The sequence below is a fragment of the Corynebacterium sp. KPL2830 genome, from assembly GCF_040225635.1.
Lineage (GTDB): Bacteria > Actinomycetota > Actinomycetes > Mycobacteriales > Mycobacteriaceae > Corynebacterium.
This window is the reverse complement of the sequence record NZ_JBEHFR010000048.1, coordinates 1-8199: the sequence shown is the minus strand read 5'-3', so window position 1 is coordinate 8199 and position 8199 is coordinate 1. Positions and strand designations below refer to the sequence as shown.

The 8199-nt window shown below is 64.5% G+C and carries 6 protein-coding genes and 1 pseudogene; 5 read left to right on the top strand and 2 right to left on the bottom strand.

Annotation, left to right across the window (positions count from 1 at the left end; translation table 11 throughout):
- Nucleotides 1–143: 143 nt before the first annotated feature.
- Nucleotides 144–1625, bottom strand: coding sequence for a multicopper oxidase family protein (locus ABRP87_RS10925; RefSeq protein ID WP_023028062.1), 1482 nt, complete (start codon nt 1623–1625; stop codon nt 144–146).
- Nucleotides 1626–1696: 71 nt separating this feature from the next.
- A complete protein-coding gene (locus ABRP87_RS10920; protein WP_023016447.1) occupies nt 1697–2272 on the bottom strand; it encodes a CueP family metal-binding protein in 576 nt (191 codons plus the stop codon).
- Between the two features lie 404 nt (nt 2273–2676).
- Here ABRP87_RS10920 and copR point away from each other — a divergent pair, with 404 nt between their 5' ends.
- The 5 genes and pseudogenes from copR to ABRP87_RS10895 all read left to right on the top strand — a co-directional run bounded on the left by copR (nt 2677) and on the right by ABRP87_RS10895 (nt 7912).
- The gene (gene copR / locus ABRP87_RS10915; RefSeq protein ID WP_349868796.1) at nt 2677–3399 is read left to right on the top strand and encodes a two-component system response regulator CopR; all 723 of its coding nucleotides are present in this window, start codon (nt 2677–2679) and stop codon (nt 3397–3399) included.
- Nucleotides 3396–4522: pseudogene (gene copS / locus ABRP87_RS10910) on the top strand (two-component system sensor histidine kinase CopS). The gene copR and the pseudogene copS overlap by 4 nt, the downstream one beginning before the upstream one ends.
- Before the next feature lie 115 nt (nt 4523–4637).
- Complete coding sequence (locus ABRP87_RS10905) at nt 4638–4964, top strand: heavy-metal-associated domain-containing protein (RefSeq protein ID WP_239269693.1); 327 nt, start codon at nt 4638–4640, stop codon at nt 4962–4964.
- Nucleotides 4965–5015: 51 nt separating this feature from the next.
- Entirely contained in the window at nt 5016–7250 is a 2235-nt protein-coding gene (locus ABRP87_RS10900; RefSeq protein WP_349868794.1) for a copper-translocating P-type ATPase, read from the top strand.
- Between the two features lie 47 nt (nt 7251–7297).
- Complete coding sequence (locus ABRP87_RS10895) at nt 7298–7912, top strand: YdhK family protein (protein ID WP_239269695.1); 615 nt, start codon at nt 7298–7300, stop codon at nt 7910–7912.
- The last annotated feature ends 287 nt before the right edge of the window (nt 7913–8199 follow it).

Genomic DNA, 8199 nt, shown 5'->3' with positions numbered 1-8199 from the left:
CATCCTGGTCAAATTTTCTTGGCATGTTCCAGATTTTCCCATCTACTCAAACGGAACAAAACCTGGGACACTTCACACCAACGCCGTGTCCACTACTCGGGGGACACCCCCGCCCACCTCGGCACTCAACCCTGCTGTGGGGGTTACTCGTAGCGAAGCGAGCTGAACATCCCGGTTTCCAGGTGATAGGCGTTATGGCAGTGAAATGCCCACTCACCGGGGTTGTCAGCGATCAGGTCGGCGATCATGGTTTCACCGTGGCGGAGAAGGACGGTGTCCTTGCGTAGCCCGCCGCTGCCGGGCAGCGCCCACGTGTGGCCGTGGATGTGCATGGGATGGGGCATCATGGTTCTGTTGCGCATGACCATCCGCAGGCGCTGGCCCTCCTGCACGGTCGCGGAGGAGGATTGGCCGTCGGTGAGAATGCTCCATTCATACGGCATCATCTGCCCGCCCAGGTCGATACTGACTTCTCGGTCTGGTGTGTCCTCGGGCAGGAGTGCACGGTCTGCTGGCTTCAGGGAGGACAGAAGCAGTCCGGTGGACGACAACTCGGGGAAGTCGACATCGGGGTGGGGGGCCTGGCCGCCGGCGGTGCGGATGACGGCGAAGGCGCGGTCGTCCTTACCCACCGCCAAAGCCGTGAGCGGGAAGATGCCGTCGCCGAGGATGACCTCGACGTCGACACGCTCGCCCATCGACAGGTAGATCGATTCGGTCTCCCGAGGCTGGACGGGGAAGCCGTCGGTGTGGGTGACGGTCATGCGGTGACCACCGAGGGCCACCTTGAAGATGGTGTCACCGCCGGAGTTGATAAACCGCAGGCGGGCCTTGTCGCCCGGGCGAGCCTCGAAGGTCCGGTGAGCACGGGGGATACGTCCGTTGATGAGGTAGTGCGGATACATCACATCGCCAGCATCCCCGCCCAGTACCCGGTCCGGGGTGCCGTGCATCATCTGGCCGTGACCTCCCATTCCCTTCTTCCCGTTATGGTCGCCTGAACCCATTCCGGTGAGCTTGTCGAGCTCATCGTCGGGAGTGCCCTGAATGCCATCGACCCAGTCGTCGAGCACGATGGTCCACTCGACGTCCTGGTCCTCAGCGTCTTGCGGGTCACGGACGATCAGTGGGGCGTGGAGGCCGCGATCAAGCTGCAGGCCGGAGTGGGAATGGTAGAAGTAGGTGCCACTGTGGGGGACTTCAAAAACATAGGAGAAAGACTCGCCAGGTTCAATGGGGTCCTGGGTCATGCCGGGCACACCGTCGGCTGCGTTGTGGAGTGCGATACCATGCCAGTGGATGGAGGTGCTCTCAGGAAGTTCATTGGTGATATCGACCTGGAGGACGTCGCCGGCGGTGGCCTCAATGGCCGCATCCCCGGTGTCAGAGACGTACCCCCACGTCTTGGCTTCGATGCCGCCGATATCCAGAGAGAGGGGCCGGGCGGTCAGTGTCCGGCGCACCGTCGGCTCACCGAGCGCAGTGGGGGTGGGAGTGGGGCGAAGAGAGGAACCTGGTGCCGAGGCAGCGGGTCCAGGGTCGCTGGTGCAGGCGGCCACGGCCCCGGTGCCGGCGAGGACGAGCCCGCCGAGCAGAAACTGTCGTCGGGAAAATCCGTTCATCATGATTTAACCTTCCTTGGTGTTAGATTTCAGTGACACGGGAGACAGGCGCAGGTGAGGACCCTGCTGAGCCATCACGTCAGGTGCAGGTCTGTGACACAGGTGGCACCATCGTCGGCGGTGGAAAACTCCGCGGTGCCGGTACGCCCCTGGTAGCTGACCTCAATCAGGCCGGTGGCATCATCGGGAAGCCAGAAGCCAATAAACCCGTTGTCGAAGGTGGTTGTCGCCTCGTCCACCAGCACCTCACCGGTCGCCTCATCGGTGATCGTGATCTGGATATCCTCATTGTCGAGTTCCCCCAGGCAGGTCGTGAGGCTGTGGTAGAAGCAGTCGTGGGTGGAGGTGAGATAGGGCGCGATCGAGACATACGTCTGATTGTCGGGAAGATCGACCACGACTTCCTGGTCATCGCTCGAGAGCAGCAGTTCATCGGCACGCACTGAAGCGATCAGATCCGTGGGACGCTCAGTGACCTTCTGCCGGTCGAGGTGATCAATGATCTCCACCGCGTCCATGGCGGCCAGGCCATGGGTAGTCAGGAATGTATCCCGGGACACCGTCCCGTCGGCGGTGGGTTCCGGGTCGGCGGCCGAACACCCCGTGAGGGCGAGGGCAAGGGCGGCGGCTGCGATCGCTGCTCGTTTCACGTCAATCTCCTTGGATCGTGGTAAGACCGTGAGAAGACACCGCCTCAAGGTCGATGTCATACCTTTATCTAGCACGGGTGCCTGACGGACTAGAAATCAAAAGCCCTGCTCACAGCCTTATAACAGGGCGAAAAGGGGGTGGATTCGGTGGGCGGGGTCACCACCGGGACACCACCCCACAGCCGTGGGCGATGTCCTTCTACCCGCCCCGGGTATGCGGTGCAGGCAGTGAAATCCCTGGTGGCGCCTGCTGAACCGACCAGGGGAGGCGATGCCGCCGGCCCGGGGTGGGGCACAAGGGTGACGGCAGTCGAAGGGTGATGTTTGAAGATTTGATGAAGATTGCCCCGCCGGGCACTGAGCGAGGGTGGTATTCCCCCCTGACCGGAGCAATACTGGGGCCTATGGCTGACCGCACACCGACCACCGCCACGCCCCCGGGGCGGGCGCTGGTCGTCGATGATGAACAACCCCTGGCTCAGATGGTGGCCTCCTACCTCATCAGGGCCGGCTTCGATACCCGCCAGGCTCACACCGGCACCCAGGCCGTGGACGAGGCTCGTCGCTTTTCCCCTGATGTTGTGGTGCTGGATCTGGGGCTGCCCGAACTCGACGGCCTGGAGGTGTGCCGACGGATCCGCACCTTCTCGGACTGCTACATCCTCATGCTCACCGCGCGTGGCAGCGAGGACGACAAGATCAGCGGTTTGACCTTGGGGGCGGATGACTACATCACCAAACCTTTTAGCATCCGGGAACTGGTGACCCGGGTGCATGCGGTGCTGCGCCGCCCGCGCACCAGCACCACCCCACCGCAGGTGACCACCCCCTTGATCGTTGGTGACCTCATCCTTGACCCCGTCGCCCATCAGGTGCGGGTGGGGGAGACGACCGTGGAGCTCACCCGCACGGAGTTCGAGCTGCTGGTTGCCCTGGCCCTGCGCCCCAGCCAGGTGCTGACCCGCCACGACCTGGTCACCGAGGTCTGGGACACCACCTGGGTCGGTGATGAACGCATCGTCGATGTCCACATCGGCAACTTGCGTCGCAAGCTCGGCACCGACACCCGGGGCCGGGGGTTTATCGACACCGTGCGTGGCGTGGGCTACCGGGTGGGGCAACCATGAATCACGGACCCGGCCTGACCTTCCGCTTCCTGGCCGCCCAGGTGTTGGTCGTGGTGATTAGCCTGCTGGTGGCCGCGGCCGTGGCCACGACGGTGGGTCCGACCCTGTTCCATGATCATATGTTGATGACCGGCCAGGAGGACCCCTCGCTGGAGCTGTTCCATGCCGAGCAGGCCTACCGGGGCGCCAACCTGATCACCCTGGCCGTCGCCCTGCCCACCGCCTTGATCAGCGCCCTGCTGGCCAGCCTGTGGTTATCGCGTCGTCTGCGCACCCCCTGCAGGATCTCACCCGCGCCGCTACCAGCCTGACGGCCGGCAACTCCCGTATCCGCGTGCCCGCCGGAAAAGCAGGCCCCGAGGTCACCACCCTGGCGCATGCCTTCAACACCATGGCCGATCGGCTGGAACACACCGAACAGGTCCGCCGCCAGATGCTCTCTGATCTGGCCCACGAAATGGGCACCCCCTTATCGGTGCTCACGGTCTACCTCGATGGTCTCCAGGACGGGGTCGTGGACTGGAATAATGCCACCCACACGATCATGGCTGACCAACTCACCCGCCTGACCCGGTTGATGGAAGACATCGACGATGTCTCCCGGGCCCAGGAACACCGGATCGATTTGGACCTGGCGGAGGAAGGGCTCGGGGATCTGCTCCATACCGCCGCTGCTGCCGCGGGGGAAGCTTATGCTGACAAAGGCGTCGATTTACAGATCGAGACCATTACACACACCGCCCGGGCGCTCGTGGACCGGCAACGCTTCGGCCAGGTGATGAGCAATCTCCTGTCGAACGCGCTACGACACACCCCGGCCGGCGGGCAGGTCCGGATCAGCGTCCACCGACAGGGGGCGTCCACCGCACTCATCCACGTCGCCGATGACGGCGAGGGCATCCCGCCTGACCAGCTCAGATACATCTTCGAACGCTTCTACCGGGGGGATGCCGCCCGCAGCCGGGACGACGGCGGGGCCGGTATCGGTCTGACCATCTCCAAGGCATTGATCGAGGCCCACGGCGGCACTCTCACCGCCACCTCCCCCGGACCCGGTCGCGGAGCGGTGTTTGCCCTCCGCCTCCCGCTGTCCCCTCCCGACAGTGAGGAGGCTGCTCGGTGACCACACCCTGCCCCGCATGAGAGCCGCGCCCTCCACCCATTGAAAATATACCCCTGGGGGGGTATATGCTAGAGAGTGGCATCGCCGCATCCCACCGACTCGTAGGAGCTTTCCCATGATCACCTCCCCGCCCCGCCTCTTGCCGATGGCCTCCCACGGCTGCAGCTGTTGCGGACCTGCCTCACGTGCCGACACCGCCTCCACCCCTGCCACCAGCGACTCGTCAGCAGGAGGGTCCTCCCCTAGCTACCAGGTCACCGGCCTGACCTGCGGGCACTGCGCGAAAAGCGTGACCCAGGCCCTTCAGGCCCTCCCCCAGGTCGACGACGTCCAGATTGATCTCGCTGCTGGTGGAGTTTCCACCATCACGGTCACCGGTGCCGTACCTCCGGAGATGGTTCGCCGGGCCATCGAGGAGGTCGGCTACACCGTCTTATCCTGATCAGTTTTACCCATCATCTCGACCCCGACCGGGTTGAGCGAAAGGAACGTCATGAGCACTCCCCACCATTCGGGTGATCACCATGGTGATCACCCCGCTCCGGAAACAGACCACACCCACCACCCGGATCATGCCAGCCACGAACACCACGCAGATGCCGACCCCCACGGCCAGGCAATGCCCCACGATCACCCGCATTCCGCCCCGGACGAAGACCACCACGTTCATGGTCACGGCGAACACGCCGGACACAGCACCGCAATGTTTCGGGACCGCTTCTGGTGGTCGCTGATTTTGTCCATTCCCGTCGTTATTTTCAGCCCCATGGTCGCCCACCTGCTTGGCTACCACCTCCCGGCATTCCCCGGATCCACCTGGATCCCCCCGGTGCTGGGCACGATCATCTTCGTCTACGGCGGAACGCCTTTCCTCAAGGGCGCATGGAAAGAACTGAAATCCCGCCAACCCGGGATGATGCTCCTGATCGCCATGGCCATCACCGTGGCGTTTGTCGCCTCCTGGGTCACCACTCTGGGGCTGGGTGGTTTTGACCTGGACTTCTGGTGGGAGCTGGCCCTGCTGGTGACCATCATGCTGCTGGGCCACTGGCTGGAGATGCGCGCTCTCGGGGCCGCGTCCTCCGCGCTTGACGCGCTGGCTGCCCTGCTGCCGGATGAGGCCGAGAAAGTCATCGACGGGACCACCCGCACCGTGGCCATCTCCGAGCTGGTCGTCGACGACGTCGTTCTGGTGAGGGCCGGTGCCCGGGTGCCGGCCGACGGAACCATCCTCGACGGAGCCGCCGAATTCGATGAGGCGATGATCACCGGCGAATCCCGTCCCGTCTTCCGCGACACCGGTGACAAGGTGGTCGCCGGTACTGTGGCCACCGACAACACCGTCCGCATCCGGGTGGAGGCTACCGGCGGGGACACCGCCCTGGCTGGGATCCAACGCATGGTTGCCGACGCCCAGGAGTCCTCCTCCCGGGCCCAGGCCCTGGCGGATCGGGCGGCGGCGTTGTTGTTCTGGTTCGCGCTGATCTCCGCTCTGATCACCGCGGTGGTGTGGACCATCATCGGCAGCCCGGACGATGCCGTGGTGCGCACGGTTACGGTGCTGGTCATCGCCTGTCCGCACGCCCTGGGCCTGGCGATTCCGCTGGTCATTGCGATCTCCAGCGAGCGGGCCGCGAAATCCGGGGTGCTCATCAAGGACCGGATGGCGCTCGAGCGGATGCGCACCATCGACGTGGTGCTCTTCGACAAAACCGGCACCCTGACCGAGGGTGCGCACGCGGTCACCGGTGTCGCGGCAGCTGTCGGCGTCACCGAGGACGAGCTACTGGCCCTGGCCGCCGCTGCGGAGGCCGACAGCGAGCACCCCGTGGCCCGCGCCATCGTGGCGGCCGCGGCCGCCCATCCCGAGGCCTCCCGTCGGCAAATCCGTGCAACTGGTTTCAACGCCGCCTCCGGCCGGGGAGTCCGGGCCACTGTCGATGGCGCTGAGATCCTCGTGGGCGGGCCGAACATGCTGCGCGAGTTCAACCTCACCACCCCGGCCGAGCTCACCGACACCACCAGTGCCTGGACCGGGCGTGGGGCCGGTGTGCTCCATATTGTCCGCGACGGTCAGATCATCGGTGCGGTGGCCGTCGAGGACAAGATCCGCCCCGAATCCCGCGCCGCTGTGAAAGCCCTGCAGGAACGCGGGGTGAAGGTCGCGATGATCACCGGCGACGCGCAACAGGTGGCCCAGGCGGTTGGTCAGGACCTAGGCATTGATGAGGTCTTCGCCGAGGTCCTGCCCCAGGACAAAGACACCAAGGTCACGCAGCTGCAGGACCGGGGTTTGAGCGTGGCCATGGTCGGTGACGGTGTCAATGACGCCCCCGCTCTGACCCGCGCGGACGTCGGTATCGCCATTGGTGCCGGCACGGATGTGGCCATGGAATCTGCCGGGGTGGTCCTAGCCAGTGATGACCCGCGGGCAGTGCTGTCGATGATTGAGCTGTCCCAGACCAGCTACCGCAAGATGATCCAGAACCTGATCTGGGCCTCTGGCTACAACATCCTCGCCGTGCCGCTGGCTGCCGGAGTGCTCGCCTCGATCGGGTTCGTGATGTCCCCGGCCGTGGGCGCGATCTTGATGTCTGCCTCGACCATCGTGGTGGCCCTGAACGCCCAGCTGTTGCGCCGCATTGATCTGGAGCCGGCTCACCTGGCTCCGACCGACGGGAAGGAGGAACACAGTAGGTCGATATCCCCCGTAACCGTTACTGACTGACCTTGTCTCTCGACCCCTAACTCACACCACCTTTGAAAGGAACGCTCATGAAACGCAGCATTACCCTCGCCGCCTTGGTACTGACCTCCACCCTGGCGCTGACCGCCTGCAGCGACGCCACCGACAACTCCGACGATGCCGACACCACCAGCACCACGACGGCAACCGCAGAGACCAACGAGACCCACCAGGAAGACACCACCACTGCCGACGAAGAGCACGGCGGGCACGACCACCCTGCCGACGGCGGGGCACCGCCGGCAGGCATTGAAGAGGCCGAGGATCCCACGTACCCGGTGGGCACCGAGGTCATCCTCACCGCTGACCACACGCCCGGCATGGACGGGGCCACCGCCACCATTTCCGGGGCGTTTGACACCACGACCTATTCGGTCAGCTACACCCCCGCCGAGGGTGGGGCCCCGGTTACCGACCACCGCTGGGTCGTCCATGAGGAGCTCGTCGATCCGGGTCAGGCCCCCCTGCCCGACGGGGCGAGCGTTGTCCTGGATGCCGAGCACATGTCCGGCATGAAGGGTGCTGAGGCCACCATCGATTACTCCACCGAGGAGACGGTCTACATGGTTGATCTCACCGTCGACGGGATGACGATGACCAACCACAAGTGGGTCACCGAGAGCGAGATCCAACCCGCCGAATAGTCCACCCACCCTGAACCGCGAGACCAGACAAGGCACCCGCTCCAGAGTCGGTCATCAATCGCTGCCGACCATGCCGCAGCACACCAGCCACACACGGAACCTGCACGCCCACAGGGCCCACGCTGAGGTAGACCTTCTGTGTCACTGCTTCTCTTAGTCAGGGAAATATGCCCTGGAATGAACACCTGTCACCAGGGTCATTCCAGGGCATATTTACCAGACTAAGAGAATCAGTGACACAGAAAGTCTACCACAGCGTGGGCCCGGTGGGCGTGCAGGTTCCGTGT